This window comes from Erwinia sp. HR93, from assembly GCF_034555055.1.
GTDB classification, from domain to species: domain Bacteria; phylum Pseudomonadota; class Gammaproteobacteria; order Enterobacterales; family Enterobacteriaceae; genus Apirhabdus; species Apirhabdus apintestini.
The window spans coordinates 1,250,383-1,269,782 of sequence record NZ_JAXUDP010000001.1 but is presented as its reverse complement, the minus strand read 5'-3'; the positions used below and the strand labels follow the sequence as shown (position 1 = coordinate 1,269,782).

Below are 19,400 nucleotides of genomic sequence, written 5' to 3'. Positions count from 1 at the left end.
TGGTCACGGCAATTCTTTTGGAGTTTTTATAACTTCTACTTGATTATTCGCCAATTCCTTTTTTTAAACTTCTAAACCCCACATTTAAAATTAAAAAAATTATTAAAATTAGAATTAACCATATTGCGTGCTTATTCACATCCATAAGCCATCCAAATAGGACTGGTGATAGTGTCATCCCCAGAGACCATGTCATTTGAAAAGCCGCCATATAACTTCCATTATTTTTCACAGGCGCTAAATTGATACAAAGCATATTCATGGTGGGGATAGATAGCGTTTCTGCCAGACTATATATAATCATGGCGCCTACCAATACCGCTCCGGTAATCATCTGATTCTCGACTGTTATACTAGCGCACCAAAAAAGAGTAAATGCTAAAATATTTAAAAGATAAGAGCATTTTATAGTAGATAAAGAATTGTACTTCTTGGCCCAGGATGCCATATGAATACTTAATATCGCTATAATAGCTGTATTAAGTATTACTAACCCGCCAGAAAATAATGGGGGTAAACCAAGTTGCTCGGTAGCATAGATAATAATCACAAGAGGTATTACCATCGCCGCCAGCACCAATCCAAAATTAACTATAAGTAGCTCACGATAACGGTTATTCAGAAGAACATCTTTTAACCCTTTATTTTCTTTACTATTTACATCATCTATCTCATCGCATATTTTTTTAGGTTGCCAAACAAATAAAGCAATGCAAGATAGAAAAAAAAGTAACGCTGAAAAAGCAATAGTATAATTTAAACCGGTAGTATCATTTATTGTTAGCGCTAGCGATGTGAAAATAGCACCAATTCCTAAACCTATATTTCTTATAGACGCGATTAGGCCAAACCAGGTTTGTGTTCCTTTTACTTCTGATGCTAATAATACCAGTCCACGATTACTCGTCCAATAAATATGGGAGCCAGCCTGTATTAGAAATTGAGTAAACATTATTGTGAAAGGATCTCTGGCGAAAAGGCATATGATAAAACCGATGCCGCTTATAAAATCTCCATAAATTGATAACTTTCCAGGCCCAAGCTTATCTAATAGCTTCCCAATAAAAATTGGTATTAATGATGAGGTGGCGCGGCCTATCGTAATAGCTAAACCGATAACTGATAAGCTTATAGTTGTCATTCTGGTGAAATAGACCATCATAAAAGCCATAGTTAAACCGCTACCTGTGGCATTAAGAATCGTTGATATTAAAAAAGTTTTGATTGTTTTATATTCGGCACTTTAACTCTGAATATATTATTCACATAGACACCATTTAATAGCATATAAATAACTCAAAGTTTAATTCACCATGAGTGATAACAACCTAAAAGTAGGAAAAATTCATTATCAGCATAATATAGATATTATTATCCCTCATTAAAATAAGTCACAACCAATTCATCATTACGCCCTGCTAAATAACATTAAAAATATAGGGCAGAATATATCTAAAAAATTTTCTCAACACACCTAAATTAATATAATAACTATAATATTAAAATATATCTTTGATATTTAATTATTCACCCTATAATCCTATCTAATAAACGACAGGCCCTGAACATTAATTAACACCACTATTTCCGATAAGAGTAAAACACCAACTTCTCGTTGTAAATATAGGTCTGGCTACTTACACTAAAGAAAAAAATTCATCAATAAGGTAATGACATGGAAAGTTTCCGGAGTATCAATGCCTTTGTACATGCAGTTGAACTTTGTAGCTATGCGGCGGCTGCCAGAGTATTGGGCGTATCCCCATCTGCTATTGCCAAAAGCGTAGCGAAACTTGAAGACGATCTCGGGGTTAGACTGTTTCATCGAACTACTCGTAGTATATGCCTGACTAAAAAAGATGATATTTTTTACGAAAGGTGTAAGTTCATTTTAGGCGAAATTAGAGATACAAAAGCCTTACTTGCAGAAATGCGCACCAACCCTAAAGGGAAATTGCATATAAGCGTACCACAGATTTTTGGTCATTCTATCCTAATACCTTTACTTCCTAAATTTTTAGATAAATATCCCGATATTCAGCTTGATGTGGATTTCGAAGATAGAGTTGTTGATCTTATTGCTGAGGGTATTGATCTTGCTGTTAGAAGTGGTGAACTTGCCGATAATCGACTTGTTGGAAGAAAATTAGGTGAACAACATTTTGTCGTCTGCGCAAACCCTAACTACTTAAACATGAAGGGAATTCCTTCTCATCCGAGCGAATTAGTAAACCACCATTGCATTCATTTCAAATATCCCACAAGTGGGCGAATTGCTTCATGGTCTTTTGTTAAGCCCTATGAAAATCTGGACCTTCCTAAAAATATTATATTTAATAACACTTATGCAGGATTACGTACTGCAATAGCCGGTTTGGGCATTGCACATCTCCCAATATATGTGGCAGAGGAGGCTTTTAAGAATAAGTTACTTATTCCAGTATTAACTCAATATATGTCGCCTTTAGGATCTCTGTCATTAATCTGGCCTTCAAATCGGCATTTATCGCCAAAAGTTAAAGCATTTGCGGACTTTTTGAATAACGAGTTAGCTACTGGAAAATTCCTTTTTAATAAACTTCAATAAGCCCGGATTAATCATTGGAAAGATCATATGCAATAGCTGATGCAAATCCGCGTTTATTAGAGATGAGTACCTGAAGAACCATTCTTATAAATTCTATTTTAGAAATAGATAGATATATACAGTTGCTTAATACACAGTGCATTGTATCTATTTTAAAGTGAGACATTTAACCTCCTTCCAATCTATTGCACTAATAATCACGCTGAATGATTATTTACCTGTTTCAGAGGTATCGTCTTCTGGTGGCCAACAAAAAAAGCAGCCGCAATAATTTGCGGCTGCTGTAGGGTGAGAATTGACTCCAAAGAGAAAAACAGTGCGTTATCCTTTCTCCCTGTCGCTCCAGTCACCGCTGGTGATAAGCGTCAGCAAATCAACCGGGCGCTGGTAAACATACATCCAGGCGCCGCCATAGGGGGTTTGTATCAAGCGCCGCTGATACTCTCCGCCTTTTGTACGCAGCGCGTCCAGCTCAGCAAGCGTCGACGCGTCGATTCGGTAAACCTCTCCATAGACCGAACCCGCGCCCGGCACCGCGCCTGGGTAATGACCAAGACTATATAACTGATAGCCTTCTTCACGGTGGTCCCCCAGTAACTGAGCGTTCGTCATCCAGTGGCTGTTGCCCTGTTTGCGCCGTAAACTGCCATAGACAAATATTCGCATTGCTAAAACTCAAACTGATAGAGCAAATCGAGTGCCTGATCGATACCAGACACCGCTTCCAGGTACAGTTTAGGCATTAAACGATAGCGTAGCGTTAACGTTGCCAGCGAATCAAAAATACCCATCCCATATTTTACCTGGAGACCAGGCAGTACGTATCCGCTGACCACAACCTGAGATGAATCCCCCACCCCTTCGGTGTCCAGGGCCAGATTACTTACGCCAAATGTCTCGCCGATTTTACCCACAACCTGCCCACTTTGCGCAACCCCCAAGCCAATTAACATGGAAGTCATCGCCTGGCTATCTGAGCCACCCGCATCCAGCCCCTGCCCACGCAGTAAATAAGACAGCGCCTCCTGCTGCGATAGCACCGGATCGGAGAACACTTCAACCTTCGGCTCATCGGCCTGACCCGTTACGCGCACGCCGGCGGTAACGTCATCCTCAGTAGCGTCCGGATTGCGTATTGCTTCGATGTTGAGTAAAGGCTGGTCCGGCGGACCGGAGAACAACAGTTCCCCTTTGCGCACCAGAAGATCCTGCCCATAAGCGTGGAAGCGGCCCTGTGGGATATTAATCTGCCCGTTTAACCCCAGCCCCTGCTTATCTTGGGCTACTTTAAGGTCGCCGTTTAGCTTCGCCTTCAGGCCAAATGCCTCCATACGCACATTGTTGCCGATATGGATGTTCAAATTGCTGTTGATGGGAATAGCCGCCGTTTTCTTTTCTTTTGGCTGTAGGTTCTCATCCAGCATCACTTCGTCGCTGGAGACGCCCACCGCGCTTTCAGGTAGATCATGCACAATGATCCGCGCCCAGGGCACATCGACATTACCATCCAGCGAAAATAACGACGGCGTCGCTTCAAAGGTGACATCCGGAGACACGTCGAGACGCACCATCGGCGGCACGGTAACGCGCACGCGGTTGCCTTTTGCCGCAATACGCGCACGCCAGTTATCCAACTGGCGCCAGTCTGCATCACCATTCAGGTTAATCTGCCCATGTAGCGTTCGTACCACGCCCTGTAGCTGCGAAGTCATACCATTAAATGCCAGGCCCAGCTCGCTCGGCTGCATATCAAACGGCATAAAGTTTCCGTCAATATCCAGCCCTGTGAGTTTCAAGTCGCCAAAGAGCTGCGGGCTTGCGGCGTCGCCGCCCAGACGCAGATTAGCGTTAAGCAGACCTGCCGCCTTTTCCCCGCGAGAGAAAATCGCGTTTGCGATGGCCAGCGAGAAATTATGAATATTCACATTTCCGGCCAGTCCGCGCCGCCCCTGCGGATCGCTGATCTGCAACTTACCGTCAAGCTGCCCGTTATTGGCAACTCGGATAAGCCATCCCAACTGCGCGCGATTATTGCGTAATTCCGCCTCCAGATTCAGGGCGTCAAACGCAACCGGCAGCGTATTACGATTAATCACCTGCGATACTTTTACGCCCCGCCCCTGCAGTGCTACTTTTCCCTGAGGTAGGCCGCCATCGCTGGTCCAGCTCACGTCCGCGTTGCCGGTAAACACACCGCTGGCTTTCGTTTCTGCCGGTAAGAATGATTTCAACATTGCCAGGTCAAACCGCTTCAAATTGATCTGCGCATGCCCGCTGGCACCGGCATCAATAGGCTGCGGGACACACAATTCGGCGTCAGGGTTGGTCCAGCAGTGTGGACCGATTGCGATGCGCTGTTCCGTATTCCGATAGTACAGTGATACGGGACGCGAAAGCGTCACCGGACCGACCGGTGTTTCAAAACGAGTGTCGCTAAGCTGCCCGCGCCAGCGCTCCGCGCTACGATCGAAGCTACCGCTTAATGCGAGGTGGCCAGCGACCGGTTTACCCTGGATACGTAACTGGAGCTGATGCTGTTTTTCGCTGCCTTTCGCATCCAGCAATATATCGCGGATATCCACGCCGGGCTGTCTGATACTCTCTACGCGAAGAGCCAGGTTGCCTGCAATTTGCTCGCCGGATTTTACGTCGCCCTTTAACAGTACTTTCGCAATGGTAAGTTCCTGCCAGCGTAGCCCATTGGCGCTGAGATCGGCCGTCAACTGCGGCGCTTTCAGGTCGCCGCGCAGGTTAATCACCCCCTTCGCGGCTCCGCCCAAACCCGGCAGCGCGTTGTCGAGGTTTGGCGCATCGATATTGGCATCCAGCGCCAGCGATTTTTCTCCCAGCTCGCCTTTCACTTCGATGTGATTGCGGCCCAGGGCCAGGTTCAAACCGGGAATAGTCCACTGCATGTAGCTATTGCCTTTCAGCGAACCTTTCACGTCCAGCGCGTTTTGTTTCACTCTGCCGTTGATGTTCAGCGTCGGCACATCCATCTGCCAGCTGCCGCCATACAGGCTACCGCGCGTTTTTATCACACCATCAAGTTTCGCCGGCCAGTCGGGGGTTTGCTGGGCGGTATTGATTCCGTCCAGCGTCAACTCACTGCGCCAGCTAATCGCTTTTTCCCAGTCCAGCAGCGCTTTCAGGCCGATAGTTCCCTGAAGCGCAGCGACGCGCAGGGCGTCCAGATTTATTTGCCGCTCATTGCCTTTCGCATTCAGCGTAATGCTGGCGGCAGGAATTTGTTCCCCTTTCACCGCGGTGCGAAATGCCAGCGCGTAATCCGTTGCTTTACCGCCAAGCGATAACTGTAAATTATCGGCCTGATACTGTTTTTTGCCGCTTAATGGCCAATAGAGCTGCTGGCTTTTTACATCCAGGTTAAACGGCAGCCCCGCCTGCGCCAACTGCGCCCGGGCATCAAGCGTTATGCCTACCGGCCCGGAGAGATTAACGCCCAGCGTTAGCGTATCGCGCAGCGCACCGCCGATGCTAAGGCGGATCTTTTCGCCTTTCAGCGGTTCGATGTTCAGCGCACCGTTGAGGGTGAGGTTAACCGGCCATTTATCTTTAAGCTGCGCGGCTCCCGTCGCCTTAAGCTGCCCGCGATCGGTGTCGACGTCTAGCGCGTCGATTTTCATTTGCCCATCATCGCTGCGGACCTTCAAAAGTAAGCTACGCACCATCAGTTCAGTATCGCCAGCCAGGCGCAGCCGCTCGCCGCGAAATTCTTCAATGTTTAAGTTGACCGGCAAATGAACGTCGGCCATCTCCGGCAACAGCGGTTTAGCAAAAAGCTGATGTAAGGTTTCCCCTAGCGATGGCGCATTGGGATCCGGTTTCTCTATCTTCGGTTCAACGACTTGCTTCTGCGCGATGTCAGCCGCTTTCGGTAGCGCGACTAATACCCCCTGAAGTTGGGTCGGCGTAAGCGTTAAATTACGCTCTTTCCAGTCCAAACCCGATGAGAAATGCATGAGAGAAACGGTGGTGTCATCGATTTTAACGCTGACGTTATCAATGGCGACATGCCGCAGAATAAGGGGATAAGGCGTGCTTAAATTGAGCGGCGCACTCTCTTTTTTCTCCGGCTCTGGCGAAGACGGCGGCATTTTTTCCGAATCCACCGTGACGCTGACATCCTTGAGAGAAAGATCGTTAACGCACAGTCTACTGTCGCGCAGGCAGCTTAATTGCACGGCGAGATGAAATTCGCCGGCCCTGACATTGACGCCCGGCTGGGCGTAGGTAAGCCCTTTTACGCGCAGATCGCGCCAGCCGCCGGTCACCTGTTCAATATGCAGCCCGGGCACCCACCGATTCGCCCCCTTGAACATTAAATGCAGACCAGTGGTGGTCCCGATTAAAAAACCTAGCGCGCCGATGAGTAAAATTACCAGAGCGAGTATAATCAGGCTTATTTTCTTCCAGCGGCTCATAGCTCTGGCCCCAGACCGATATAGAACTGCAAACCGTGCTCCTCGTCGTCGCCCACCGGTACCGCAAAGTCAAGTTTGATCGGGCCTACCGGTGATTCCCAGCGCACGCCAACGCCTGCGCCAGTTTTGAGATTACTTTGTTTGATATCACTTACCGCCTCACCGGAGTCGATAAAGACCGCGCCCCACCATTTGCCGGTCACATTGTATTGATATTCCAGCGAACCGGTGGCCAGTTTCGAGGCACCGGTCAGTTTGCCTTCACGGTCTTCAGGTGAGATGGATTTGTAGTCATAGCCGCGAATACTGCGATCGCCCCCGGCAAAGAAACGCAGGTCGGGCGGTACTTTTTTAAAGTCGTTGGTTTCGATCCACCCCAAATTACCGCGCATAACAAAGCGGTGGCGATCGAAGAGCGTGCGGATCCAGACGTTTTGTGCCTGTAATACAACAAAATCTACGTCCGAACCCCAGACAGTATTCGAGTAATCAATAGAGTAGCGCTGCGAATCCCCCCAGTTCGGCATCAGACCACCGCGAGAACGGGTGCGGCTCAAACTGGCACCCGGGTACAGCAGCATTGTGGTGTGCGTTTCGATGCCCTGGGTAAAGTGGTCGAGACTCCAGCGTAAATTCAGCGCCCGCTGCCAGCCGCTGGACATATCCCAGTTGCGCGACAGAGCAAGCGTGGTGGAATCCGCTTCCGTATCGTTAAGGTCGGTGCGTTTAAAGCCGCCCTGAACGGTGTAGTATTGCTCAATAGGGTTTTTGAGCAGCGGTATTTTATAGCTGAAATCAAGCTGCTGCTCGGGTGATGAAATGCTGGCGCTGCTGGTAAAGCTATGCCCCCACGCATTCACCCACGGCTTCTTCCAGGTCGCTTTTACGCGCGGCCCTACGTCAGTGGAATACCCCACCCCGGTTTCAATCGTATTCGGCGTACGCGGCGATACCACGCCATGTAACGGTAATATCTTACTTTGCCGCGACTTTTCAAATTCTGGCGCAACGACAACGGAATTAAACCATCCGGTTGCTGCCAGCCTGCGGTTTAACTCAGCCAGGTCGGAAGAATAGTAATAATCGCCTTTTTCAAAAGGCACCAGCGCGTACAGATACTCTTCCCGTATTTGCGAACCTTCAAAGCTAACATCGCCGAAACGATAGCGCGGCCCACTATCGTAATCGATATCCCAAAACGCCTGGCGTCGCTCCAGGGAGACGCCTAATTGACTCTTTTTAAATTCACTGTCGAAATAACCCTTACGCAGCGCAACGCTGGTCAGGCCTTTTTTAAAGCTTTCATAATCACTGTGATTCAGGATAGTGCCTACCTTCGGCCGCTTCCCAAGAAGCGCCAGATAGTCACTATCGGTACGTGCACCGCCGCGTAAAATAACGTCGGTACCTCCAAGCCGCACCGGTGGACCGGCCTGGACCTGGGCGTGCAGAACCTGCCGCCCTTTACCTGCGGGAGGAGGCTGAAGCGTAAAATCAATTTTTGGTTCGTAGTAGCCGAGTGGTTTTAGCCCTTCACGAATGGCATCATCCACCCGAGCCTGAAAGCGCCGGTCAGGAGTAACTTCGTCGCTTTCGATAGTAGAAAGCTGAGCGCGCACGTTTTTCTCCAGCGCTCCCGTAAGTCCGTCAACTTTTAATCTTACGCTGGCCGCCGCGGCCATTTCGCTTACCAGCCAGAGGCTGGCCAGACAATAAATTCGGATTCGTGGCACGTATTCTCCTGATATCCCTAGATTATCCTCCCCTGGAAGGAAACATTCGCCGCTTCGCGATAAACAACCCACAAATAACAGGGTTGAAAAATAAAAGTTGCTCCAAATAATTCTTATCGTTAAATCTGATCTTTATTGGCGCCCGTATTGTCCGCAAATACGCCCGCCGTGACAACCTCGTAACGGCTTAACCGGCCAATTCTGGATAATTTGGGAGAATACGTCGTGAAATTTTTTGATAAATCCCACCTGGTCACTGCCGTTGACGCCCTGCCGGGCCGCAGCACGCCTATGCCAGTCGCAACATTGCATGCCGTAAATGGCCATTCTATGACGAATGTCCCGCCGGGTATGTGCGTCGCGCTATTTGCGATGGGCTGCTTCTGGGGCGTCGAGCGGCTATTCTGGCAGCTACCGGGCGTATACAGTACTGCGGCAGGCTACACGGGCGGATATACGCCTAACCCAACTTACCGGGAAGTTTGCACCGGTGAAACGGCGCACGCCGAGGCAGTGCGGGTGGTATACGATCCTAAAACGGTTGGCTATGACCGTCTGTTGCAGGTGTTCTGGGAAAATCACGATCCGGCACAGGGAATGCAGCAGGGTAACGATCGCGGCACACAATATCGCTCTGCGATTTATCCCCTTACGCCAGAGCAGGAAAAAGCCGCAATCACGAGCCGGGACAATTACCAGGCAGCGATGAATAACGCCGGCGATCATCGAGAAATTACCACTGAAATCGCCAGCGCCACGCCGTTTTATTATGCTGAAGATGAGCATCAGCAATATCTCCACAAAAACCCATATGGCTATTGTGGCATCGGCGGTATCGGAGTTTGTCTGCCTCCGGCCGGGTGATAAGCGATAGTTTTAGCGCTCGCTTTAAAGTGAGCGCTACTCTTTATTAATAGCAGTGAAGCTCATTGAGAACGGCGGATAGCATTAGGCTAACAGCATAATAAATAGGCAGTTATATTCCCTTACCTTTAGTTTCATTTCACATCAAAATCATCACGCTATTAAATAGCACCCTAATATATTCTGTTGTTTCACTTACTCTTTGAAGGGATATCAGATGGAATGTAAACGCCTGCCCGCAGTCATTATCGCCTGCATGTCGCTATATGTTGCCGGGGCCAGCGCTGCCAGCGCGCCTGGATTTCTAACGCCACAAAGCGCACCAGACAGCCTGGCGATTCTACCGCCGCCGCCGCCGGAAAATAGCGTAACGTTTCTTGCCGATAAGGCGCAGTATGAAACCGGGAGGACATTAATAGATAAGTTCCGCCAGCAGCTTGCCGCCAGCGATGCCGACTATAAAAATTTTGCAACGGCGTTTTCCAGCGCGTTTGGCGTTCCTATCTCGGAAACACAGACTCCGGCACTTTACCATTTGCTACAGAATGTGCTGCAGGATAGCCACGACTTCGCCATGCGTGCGGCAAAAGATCACTATCAGCGCGTGCGCCCATTCGTCATGTATAAAGACAGCACCTGCACACCGGCTAAAGATAAAAAAATGGCGAAAACCGGTTCTTACCCCTCAGGCCACGCCTCTTTCGGCTGGGCGACAGCGCTGGTGCTGGCGGAAATCAACCCGGCTCGCCAAACCGCGATTCTACGCCGGGGGTATGAATTCGGGCAAAGCCGCGTCGTGTGCGGAGCGCACTGGCAAAGCGACGTCGATAGTGGCCGTATTATGGGAGCAGCGGTGGTGGCCGCCCTTCACGCCAATGAAAAATTTGCTCAGGAGATGGCGGCGGCAAAACGCGAATTTGCTTCCCTGAATAGGGGGACAGGGGCGGTGTCTGGTTCATCGCTGCCCCGCCAGTAAATATTCGCTTTCAAAAATAGCCAATAGCGTTAGCTTCTCACTCGGGGCGTTATTTGTCCCGTATAGCTTTCGCGGCCCTGCCCGCTCGCTTTAACGCACGGGCAGGATAAAGATGAGTTACAGGCTGGCGTTTACTGCATTTACTTATCGCCGTGTTCAAATTGCCGTCACGGTAAAATACCGGCGCGGGCGGGAACGTTTTATTACGCTTAATAATATCCAGCCCAGCTAATTTCCACCTAAGACAAAGCGTTATTCAGCCGTAGCACTAATGCGCCAGACGCTCCCTTTCTGGCTTAGTTATCTCTTAAGAAGCTATTGTTTTACTCTCCCTATACGTGCCACTGGCAGCCCGTAGGGAGCTTACGCTATACTGACGGCGAATTTATCGGCCTAACGTCTTCGGGCCGGTTTTAGCGTATTCCACGCAAGTTATCCACTTCCCTTCCGAGGATCTGGCCTCCGGCCGGATAAGATATGTTAAACAGTATTTTGATAATACTTTTGCTGATAGCCATCAGTGCCTTCTTTTCAACTTCAGAGATCTCACTGGCGGCCTCGCGCAAAATCAAACTTAAACTGCTCGCCGATGAGGGCAATATCAACGCCGAGCGCGTACTTAAAATGCAGGAAAACCCGGGGATGTTCTTTACCGTGGTGCAAATTGGGCTCAACGCAGTAGCTATCCTCGGCGGTATCGTTGGAGATGCAGCGTTTTCTCCCGCATTTAAGAACCTGCTTTCTAACATTATGCCCGCACCGCTTGCAGAACAAATCAGTTTTATCCTGTCGTTTACGTTGGTCACCGGCCTGTTCATTCTATTTGCCGATTTGACCCCGAAACGCATCGGTATGGTCGCTCCGGAAACCATCGCGTTACGGATAATCAACCCGATGCGCTTCTGCCTCGTTGTGTTTCGCCCACTGGTCTGGCTATTCAATGGAATGGCTAATGCGATTTTTCGTTTGTTTAAATTGCCCATGGTGCGTAAGGACGATATCACCTCGGATGATATTTATGCCGTGGTGGAGGCAGGCGCGCTGGCGGGCGTACTGCGTAAGCAAGAGCATGAGTTGATTGAAAATGTGTTTGAGCTGGAATCCCGCACCGTTCCGTCGTCGATGACGTCGCGTGAAAATATTGTCTGGTTTGATTTGCATGAAGATGAGCAAAGCCTGAAAAGTCAGATAGCGGAACACCCTCACTCCAAATTTCTGGTTTGTAACGATGATATTGACCATATTATCGGCTACGTCGACTCCAAAGAACTGCTGAACCGCGTGCTTGGGAACCAAAGTTTGGCGCTAACCAGCGGGGTACAAATTCGTAACGCGCTCATCGTGCCTGATACGCTGACGCTTTCTGAAGCGCTAGAAAGCTTTAAAAGCGCTGGCGAAGATTTCGCCGTCATCATGAACGAATACGCGCTGGTCGTCGGGTTAATTACCCTGAACGATGTGATGACGACACTGATGGGGGATTTAGTCGGCCAGGGCATGGAAGAACAAATTGTAGCCCGCGATGAAAACTCATGGCTGGTAGAGGGTGGAACACCTATCGATGACGTAATGCGCGTGCTGGATATCAGCGCATTTCCACATTCTGACAATTATGAAACCATCGGCGGCTTTATGATGTATATGCTGCGAAAAATTCCGAAGCGGACGGATTCAGTGAAATATTCTGGCTATAAGTTCGAAGTAGTTGATATTGATAATTACCGTATAGATCAACTCTTGGTCACCCGGCTGGTTGAGAAACCTTCTCCGCTAATCCCCAAACTGCCGGATAGCGACACCGACGAAGCTTAATTGCCGGCCCTGAAACGCCAACGGCCCCGAATGGGGCCGTTTTTGCTATTCCGAATTATGCAATCTCTGTTTGCAGACGCATAACCTGTCGGTTGACCTCGGACATCACGGATAAATGCTGCTTATCTTTCACTTTCGGGATCAGGATTTTTCCTTTATCAAACTCGAAAGCGCCAACGTCCTTGATATACAACCGTCCACGGAACAGGATCTTCACGTACTTCGCCACCTGAAGCGGGTTGTAACGTTGGAAAATTTTCATTCTCAATCTTCTCCTGCTAAGTGATTACGCCCTACAGCCCTACATTTAGGCTCGTAAAATAGGCGTAAAATATGTTGCCAGAAAACTATAGACCAGAAATCCAGGAATCCCCACCCCTTGCAACTTTATTTACGTTTTTCTTACAATCTTTCAGAGCTTTCTTTTAAGTTCTCCATACTAGTTAGTATAAGTATTCAAAATTGTGTGGATATGTGCACCGGCCCACAAACTGGCATTAACATTGCGTGAAAGCGCGACTAACTCTGCATAAGCTGTAGATGAGACAGGATTTACATCAGCCCATAAGCTCAAACACTTAAGGAGTTTTCATGACTTTACGCGCCATACTGGCAGGCTTGTGTCTGCTATCGCTCCCCGTCTTCGCGCATAACCTGATTTCTGGCCAACGCGTTGCCCCGGTTGGCATATCTGACCGGGGCGAACTGGAGCTAGTACAGGATACGTTTAGCTATAAAAACTGGAATAGCGCCCGGCTTGAGGGAAAAGTGCGCGTATTACAGCACATCGCCGGCCGCGCATCGGCAAAAGAGAAAAATGCTGCGCTGATTGAGGCGATCAAGACAGCAGATTTGCCTCGTCAGCTTTACCAGACCACTACGATTGTGAATACCGACGATGCCATTCCCGGTACCGGCATGTTTGTCCGCACCAGTATTGAGAGTAATAAAAAGCAGTATCCCTGGTCGCAGTTCATTGTCGACGACAAAGGCCTGGCGTCTAAAGCCTGGCAGCTTGATGCCGGTGGCTCTGCCATTGTCGTGCTGGATAAAGACGGCCGCGTACGCTTTGCTAAAGACGGCGCGCTCACTCAGGAAGAGGTGCAGCAGGTCATTGCCCTACTGCACGAGCTGGTTAAAAAATAGAGACGCGAAAACCGGGATTAAGAAACGACTCTCTGGGCGTGTAGTCCAGCGTGCGCCCCTGCCAGTCATGGACCCGTGCGCCAGCGGCTGCGGCTACCGCGTGCCCGGCGGCGGTGTCCCACACATTGGTTGGCCCAAAGCGCGGGTATAATTGCGCTTTGCCTTCGGCCACCAGACAAAATTTAAGGGAAGACCCTATCGACGTTGTCTGGTGTTCGCCAAGTTGATGCAGGTACTCCACCAATTCAGGATCGTCGCCGTAAGAACGGCTAATCACAACCAGCGGAGGGCGGGCATCCAGAATATGAATTTCGTGGCGCGTACCCCCCTCTTCTTTCCACGCTTTTCCTTCGCTGGCACCGTACATGACCTTCAGTGCAGGAGCATACACTACGCCCAATACAGGTTTGCCATCATCTATCAGCGCAATATTGACGGTAAATTCATCGTTACGTTTAAGGAACTCTTTAGTGCCATCCAGCGGATCGACCAACCAGTAGCGCCGCCAGTGCTGCCGCTCACTCCAGGAGGGAGGATCTTCTTCTGATAATACGGGAATATCCGGAGTGAGGCCGTGCAGCCCTTGCGCAATAATTTTATGCGCCGCGATATCCGCTGCCGTTACCGGAGAGTTATCCACTTTCTGATAGGTCTCAACCGGACTCTTGCCGTTGTAGGCTTGCATAATGGCCTCACCGGCCGTCATGGCAAGCTGGCAAATATTTTCTATCATGGTCCACCTCATTATGTCGTGCCGAACGACAGACTCATCCGTCTTCCTGAGTGTATTGTTCTGGCTGTCGCTCAAAGCGCAGCGGCTTCAGGTGCTACTGCACATTTGTGACGTGCGCACTAAATACGATGCAATCAAGTTTAGCGTAACGCAGGCAACCTCTGAGATAAACAGCCCGGATACCCTAAATCAGAGAAACCAGCTCAGGCTGACAGGCGCTATTTCCTGTTTATAGTCAGGCATACATGACATCGTTAAACATTAAAATCGCAGCGGCCTATCACCCTAAGCGCCGTATACAGCAGCACCTCAGGTTTTACGCCTTAACATACTCCTGAAGGGTTATATCACCCACAAAAAGATGCATCTAAAATGCATCTTAAATTTTATCGATAAGGACACACATGATGCTGTATCGCAATCAACCGTTAGGCGAACTGGCTTTAACAATCCCTCGGGCATCCGCGTTGTTCCGTAAGTACGACCTCGATTTTTGCTGCGGCGGACGGCAAACTTTGGAACGTGCGGCGGCTCGCCGCGAGCTGTGTCTGGATACCATTGAAGCAGAACTGGCCCTATTAGCGCAGGAAGCGCCTGAAAAAGAATGGCGCACCGCCCCGCTATCCGAGATTATCGACCATATTATCGTGCGCTACCATGACAGACACCGCGAACAATTGCCTGAACTCATCTTACAGGCCACCAAAGTTGAACGCGTTCACGCCGAAAAATCGAGCGTTCCGCGCGGTCTGGCAAAATACCTTACGCAGCTCAATGAGGAACTTTCCAGCCATATGATGAAGGAAGAGCAGATCTTGTTCCCCATGATCAAGCAGGGTTTAGGTACTCAAACAGCAGGGCCTATCAGCGTTATGGAAAGCGAGCACGATGAGGCTGGCGAGCTGCTGGAAGTGATTAAGCACATCACTAATAACGTTACGCCCCCTGCCGAGGCGTGCACCACCTGGCGCGCGATGTATAACGGCATTAACGATATGATTGACGATCTTATGAATCACATCAGTCTGGAGAACAATGTGCTGTTCCCACGCGCGCTGGCGGGCGATCGGTAAGCACGGCGATACAGCAGAGATTACCCCGGTTATTCGCCCTGCTACCGCTGCTATGTTCGGGTGTGACAGGCTCAAAACGCCACGATAGCTATCGATTCACGACGCAATAGCTATCGCTGGCGGAAAACCCGTTGTACCAATGTTTTGGCACAGGCTTCCGGCCGTTTTCCCTAACGTCGTGATATATCCTACGGCACGCGGCTATTGTTTTAAAAACAGATAAAAAACCGGCCACTTTTACATGGCCGGTACTGAAAACACGGCAAATTATCATCACCCGGTTAACGTTTATTAAGCGTTCGCCTTTTCCCAATGAATATCCAGCATATCCCCAGCAGAATAAACCACACTGGCGTCACAATAAGCGCCTGGCGCGTATCAGCTTCCAGCGTTAGTAGCACCACTACAAAAGCAAAGAACGCCATACATACCCAGCACATCGCTTTACCAAGCGGCATTTTATAGACGGATTGCGCATGTAATTGTGGGCGTTTGTTACGATAAACCAGATAAGAACACAGAATAATAGTCCAGACGAACATGAACAAAATCGCCGATACGGTAGTAATCATCGTAAAGGCGGCAATTACGCTGGGGTTAATATAAAGCATCACCACACCGCCCAGCAGGCACATACAGGAGAAAGTTAACCCTTTCGCCGGCACGGAGCGTTTTGACAGTTTGGCAAACGCCTGCGGGGCAACCCGGTCCTGCGCCAGGCCATACAGCATGCGGCTGGTTGAGAATACGCCGCTGTTCGCTGAAGAGGCGGCGGAGGTTAATACCACAAAGTTGATAATGCTGGCGGCAGCGGGTAAACCCACCAGCATAAACAGCTCAACAAACGGGCTTTTATCCGGCACCACCGACGCCCATGGCGTCACGGACATAATCACTATCAGTGCAAAAACGTAAAACATAATGATGCGGATGGGAATTGAGTTAATTGCCCGCGGCAGCGATTTCTCAGGATCTTTCGTTTCTGCCGCCGCAGTGCCCACCAATTCAATGCCTACAAACGCAAAGACGGCTATCTGGAACCCGGCAAAAAAGCCGCTAACGCCTTTTGGAAACCAGCCACCATTATTCCAAAGGTGAGTAAATGAGGCTTCGACGCCGCCCGGCGACTGGAAGTGCATGAGCACCATCCCTAACCCAATAACAATTAGCGCAACGATGGCGACGATTTTTATCATCGCAAACCAGAATTCCATCTCGCCAAACATTTTTACCGTCGCCAAATTCAGGCTGAGCAGTAATACAATCACCGCAAGCGCAACCACCCAGTCAGACAGGCCGGGAAACCAAAACTGTGCGTAAGCGCTAATCGCCACGACGTCCGCCATACCGGTGACAACCCAACAAAACCAGTAAGTCCATCCGGTAAAATAGCCTGCCCACGGGCCGAGTAAATCGGCGGCGAAATCACTAAAAGATTTGTATTCCAGATTAGAGAGCAACAGCTCCCCCATCGCCCGCATAACAAAGAACAGCATGAAGCCAATTATCATGTAGACGAAGATAATTGAAGGCCCGGCAAGGCTAATGGTTTTCCCCGATCCCATAAACAAACCGGTGCCAATGGCGCCGCCAATGGCGATCAGCTGAATATGACGATTGGTTAAATTGCGCCGCAGCGAGCGCTCGGCGGGCACCTCAACCTCCTGCGTGACTTTTATCTGGTCTACCATATTTTTATCCTGTAAGCGTGTTGTGTTGTTTGCAGGCTCTGTTGGCCTTTTTCGCGTGTGTTTGCGCCTGCGGCGAGGCGGAGACTGCCCGGCAAACCGCTGGATATGAAAATGTTCATATCCTATCTTGAATGAAATGTTAATTAATTGTTTTATTAAAGTGTCATCTAATTCGTAAACCGAGAATCGACTCACAAAAATACCCTTCCTTCTTCTCTTTGCAAGATAAAGTTATTTATTGGATTACTTTTGCAGAGAATTATTACTGAACTTAATGACTCTGTTGATATTCCTGCCGATTATGACTTAAGAAGCGGTGTATCAGGCATTAATGACGCTTCGAGCCCGCAGGGTAATCGGCGGGTTTTGCAAATGTAGCGGTCGCGTGAATATCAACGGCGTATCGGAAAAAATAAAAACCACCATTGGGAGAAGTAAAACGACTCAGCGATGAATACGACGCCACGCTCGGCCAGACAGGGAAAATCGACGCCTTAAAAATCGAGCACCAGGCTTATGTATCTAATTTCACACGGCGGGCTTCGCCAAAATGCATCTGTGGGAAGGCAGGCTTAAGCAGGTAATAAAGGAGCGAACAAAACAGCATTGCAGCGCTCCTTTCTTTCAACTATCGATTACAGAATATCCAGCAGTTCCACTTCAAAAACCAGCGTGCTGAATGGAGGAATAGACGCGCCCGCGCCGCGCTCTCCGTAGGCCAGCTGGTAAGGGATTGTTAATTCCCACTTGGAGCCAACCGGCATCAGCGTCAGCGCTTCGATCCAGCCGGCGATAACGCCACTTACCGGGAATTCTGCTGGCTCACCGCGCGCCACAGAACTGTCAAACACCGTGCCGTCAATTAGCTTACCGGTATAGTGAACGCGCACGCGGTCCTGGCGTGAAGGAATTGCGCCTTCGCCTTGGGTAATAACGCGAAATTGCAGACCAGATTCCGTACTGCTAACGCCGTCTTTTTTCAGGTTTTCTTCCAGATATTTCTCGCCTTCCGCCGCCAGCGTTTTTTGACTCTCGCGACGCACAGCCTCTGCGCGCTCATGCACTTCACGCAGCGCGCGATGCAGAACGTCAACCGGCACAGCCGGGGCATTCCCTTCCAGCGCATCGCGCAACCCTGCCAGCAGCGCCTCAGGCTGAAGCCCTTCCAGGCCAGATTCACTTAGCTGCTGACCGACCTGTAAACCGATCCCGTAGCTTGCCTGCGCCTCAATGCTATCAAAAGAAGGGGTTGTCATGGATTTTCCTTACATTGCTTTTAAGAGTAATGGGCAGCATAACAGCCCCGATACGTCAGGTACAATGCTCATCGCGGTGGTAAACCGGCGTGAAAAGAAAACCATAGCGTGTTAACGTTTCATATGCCGGGAACGCCACATTCATCAAGATGTTAGCGTCTATACTAAACAGGATATCGCGTGTATCGCCCGCCCCGGCTGCGTGCAGCTATACACACGATAACGATGATGGGGGTTCCCCATTTTAAATGGAGCAGGAGGAATGCATGCCAACGCGGTTCGTAATGACACCTTTACTGGCGCGGATTTGGCACGCGCCGGCCAATATTCGGTTAATGGATCCTTTACCAATTATGCACCGCCGGGGGATTATACTGGGCGCTTTGCTGATTGTTATTGGTGTGTTACTGCCTTCTGACGAAGATACCCGCCACTCCAGAGCACCCGTGAACGCGCCCGCCCGCTCAGCAGCTACGCCTGATACTCCACAACAATCTCACCAGGCTCCCGTTCCTTTTCAGGATAATGATATTCAGGCTCAGTGGCGAGCCTATCAGGTTGAACCGGGGAAAACTCTTGCGCAGATTTTCCGCGATCACAATCTTCCGCCTGCTGATGCCTACGAAATGGCGAAAATCGATGGTACAGGAAACCCGCTCAGCCATCTGCAAACCGGGCAGTGGGTGAAAATTCGTCAAAATGCCAGCGGCATAATAACAGGGCTAACGCTGGAAGGCAGCGGCGAAAATGCGCTGTTTACCCGCCAGCCGGAAGGGCATTTTCTGCGCGTGCATTAATTTTCTGTCTAATGCTTTCTTTTGCTTTATGCGCCGAACCCTGTTCGGCGGCAGGATATCTTTGAAACCCTATATCGCAATCGGAGTATTGCCCCCATCCGTTGACGAGCTCATGCCAATACCTTTGCACGCTGTTCCGCTATGTTGAAATAACAGCGGTGTTTCTCTATTAGCTCAACGCTGGCTCCGGCGTTAATGATGCGGTTTGATACGTTGCATATTCCGCTGGCGCATATCCGGCTATGAAGGGAAATGGCGCAATATTACGGCACCGTATGCAAATAGAC

General features: G+C 49.5%; 15 protein-coding genes. 7 read left to right on the top strand and 8 right to left on the bottom strand.

Annotated features, from left to right (window positions below; all coding sequences use genetic code 11):
• Nucleotides 1-43: 43 nt before the first annotated feature.
• Nucleotides 44-1,201 carry an MFS transporter gene (locus tag SFA31_RS05910; protein ID WP_322839307.1) on the bottom strand — a complete coding sequence of 386 codons (1,158 nt, stop codon included), beginning with the start codon at nt 1,199-1,201 and terminating at the stop codon, nt 44-46.
• Nucleotides 1,202-1,675: 474 nt separating this feature from the next.
• Between SFA31_RS05910 and SFA31_RS05905 the strand changes: the two genes are divergently transcribed.
• A complete protein-coding gene (locus tag SFA31_RS05905; protein ID WP_322837141.1) occupies nt 1,676-2,587 on the top strand; it encodes a LysR family transcriptional regulator in 912 nt (303 codons plus the stop codon).
• Nucleotides 2,588-2,908: 321 nt separating this feature from the next.
• Here the strand turns inward: SFA31_RS05905 and SFA31_RS05900 are convergent, their stop codons facing one another.
• Genes SFA31_RS05900 through tamA form a run of 3 tightly spaced genes read right to left on the bottom strand, consistent with a single transcriptional unit; the run spans nt 2,909 to nt 8,765 of the window.
• On the bottom strand, nt 2,909-3,253 hold the full coding sequence (locus SFA31_RS05900; RefSeq protein WP_322837140.1) for a gamma-glutamylcyclotransferase: 345 nt from the start codon (nt 3,251-3,253) through the stop codon (nt 2,909-2,911).
• Nucleotides 3,254-3,255: 2 nt separating this feature from the next.
• On the bottom strand, nt 3,256-7,032 hold the full coding sequence (tamB, locus tag SFA31_RS05895) for an autotransporter assembly complex protein TamB (protein WP_322837139.1): 3,777 nt from the start codon (nt 7,030-7,032) through the stop codon (nt 3,256-3,258).
• Nucleotides 7,029-8,765: an autotransporter assembly complex protein TamA gene (gene tamA / locus SFA31_RS05890; protein WP_416208321.1), complete on the bottom strand. Its 1,737-nt coding sequence runs from the start codon at nt 8,763-8,765 to the stop codon at nt 7,029-7,031. The genes tamB and tamA overlap by 4 nt, the downstream gene beginning before the upstream one ends.
• Nucleotides 8,766-8,990: 225 nt before the next feature.
• On the opposite strand from tamA, the gene msrA reads away from it, so the two are divergent.
• The 3 genes from msrA (at nt 8,991) to SFA31_RS05875 (ending at nt 12,417) form a co-directional block, all read left to right on the top strand.
• Nucleotides 8,991-9,629 carry a peptide-methionine (S)-S-oxide reductase MsrA gene (gene msrA / locus SFA31_RS05885; RefSeq protein ID WP_322837138.1) on the top strand — a complete coding sequence of 213 codons (639 nt, stop codon included), beginning with the start codon at nt 8,991-8,993 and terminating at the stop codon, nt 9,627-9,629.
• A 217-nt stretch (nt 9,630-9,846) separates the two neighbouring features.
• Complete coding sequence (locus SFA31_RS05880) at nt 9,847-10,605, top strand: phosphatase PAP2 family protein (protein ID WP_322837137.1); 759 nt, start codon at nt 9,847-9,849, stop codon at nt 10,603-10,605.
• Nucleotides 10,606-11,082: 477 nt separating this feature from the next.
• Nucleotides 11,083-12,417, top strand: a complete 1,335-nt coding sequence (locus tag SFA31_RS05875; RefSeq protein ID WP_322837136.1) for a hemolysin family protein — start codon at nt 11,083-11,085, stop codon at nt 12,415-12,417.
• A gap of 55 nt (nt 12,418-12,472) precedes the next feature.
• On the opposite strand, the gene SFA31_RS05870 is transcribed toward SFA31_RS05875, so the two are convergent.
• Entirely contained in the window at nt 12,473-12,679 is a 207-nt protein-coding gene (locus tag SFA31_RS05870) for a DUF1107 domain-containing protein (protein ID WP_047740980.1), read from the bottom strand.
• Between the two features lie 329 nt (nt 12,680-13,008).
• On the opposite strand from SFA31_RS05870, the gene SFA31_RS05865 reads away from it, so the two are divergent.
• A complete protein-coding gene (locus SFA31_RS05865) occupies nt 13,009-13,563 on the top strand; it encodes a YtfJ family protein (RefSeq protein WP_322837135.1) in 555 nt (184 codons plus the stop codon).
• Here the strand turns inward: SFA31_RS05865 and cysQ are convergent.
• On the bottom strand, nt 13,553-14,296 hold the full coding sequence (gene cysQ / locus SFA31_RS05860) for a 3'(2'),5'-bisphosphate nucleotidase CysQ (protein ID WP_322837134.1): 744 nt from the start codon (nt 14,294-14,296) through the stop codon (nt 13,553-13,555). The genes SFA31_RS05865 and cysQ overlap by 11 nt on opposite strands.
• A gap of 407 nt (nt 14,297-14,703) precedes the next feature.
• Here cysQ and ytfE point away from each other — a divergent pair, with 407 nt between their 5' ends.
• On the top strand, nt 14,704-15,369 hold the full coding sequence (gene ytfE / locus SFA31_RS05855) for an iron-sulfur cluster repair protein YtfE (RefSeq protein WP_322839305.1): 666 nt from the start codon (nt 14,704-14,706) through the stop codon (nt 15,367-15,369).
• A 281-nt stretch (nt 15,370-15,650) separates the two neighbouring features.
• On the opposite strand, the gene cycA is transcribed toward ytfE, so the two are convergent.
• Nucleotides 15,651-17,060, bottom strand: a complete 1,410-nt coding sequence (cycA, locus tag SFA31_RS05850) for a D-serine/D-alanine/glycine transporter (RefSeq protein WP_322837133.1) — start codon at nt 17,058-17,060, stop codon at nt 15,651-15,653.
• A gap of 635 nt (nt 17,061-17,695) precedes the next feature.
• A complete protein-coding gene (gene fklB / locus SFA31_RS05845) occupies nt 17,696-18,316 on the bottom strand; it encodes an FKBP-type peptidyl-prolyl cis-trans isomerase (RefSeq protein WP_322837132.1) in 621 nt (206 codons plus the stop codon).
• Between the two features lie 266 nt (nt 18,317-18,582).
• Here fklB and SFA31_RS05840 point away from each other — a divergent pair, with 266 nt between their 5' ends.
• A complete protein-coding gene (locus SFA31_RS05840; RefSeq protein ID WP_322837131.1) occupies nt 18,583-19,113 on the top strand; it encodes a LysM-like peptidoglycan-binding domain-containing protein in 531 nt (176 codons plus the stop codon).
• The last annotated feature ends 287 nt before the right edge of the window (nt 19,114-19,400 follow it).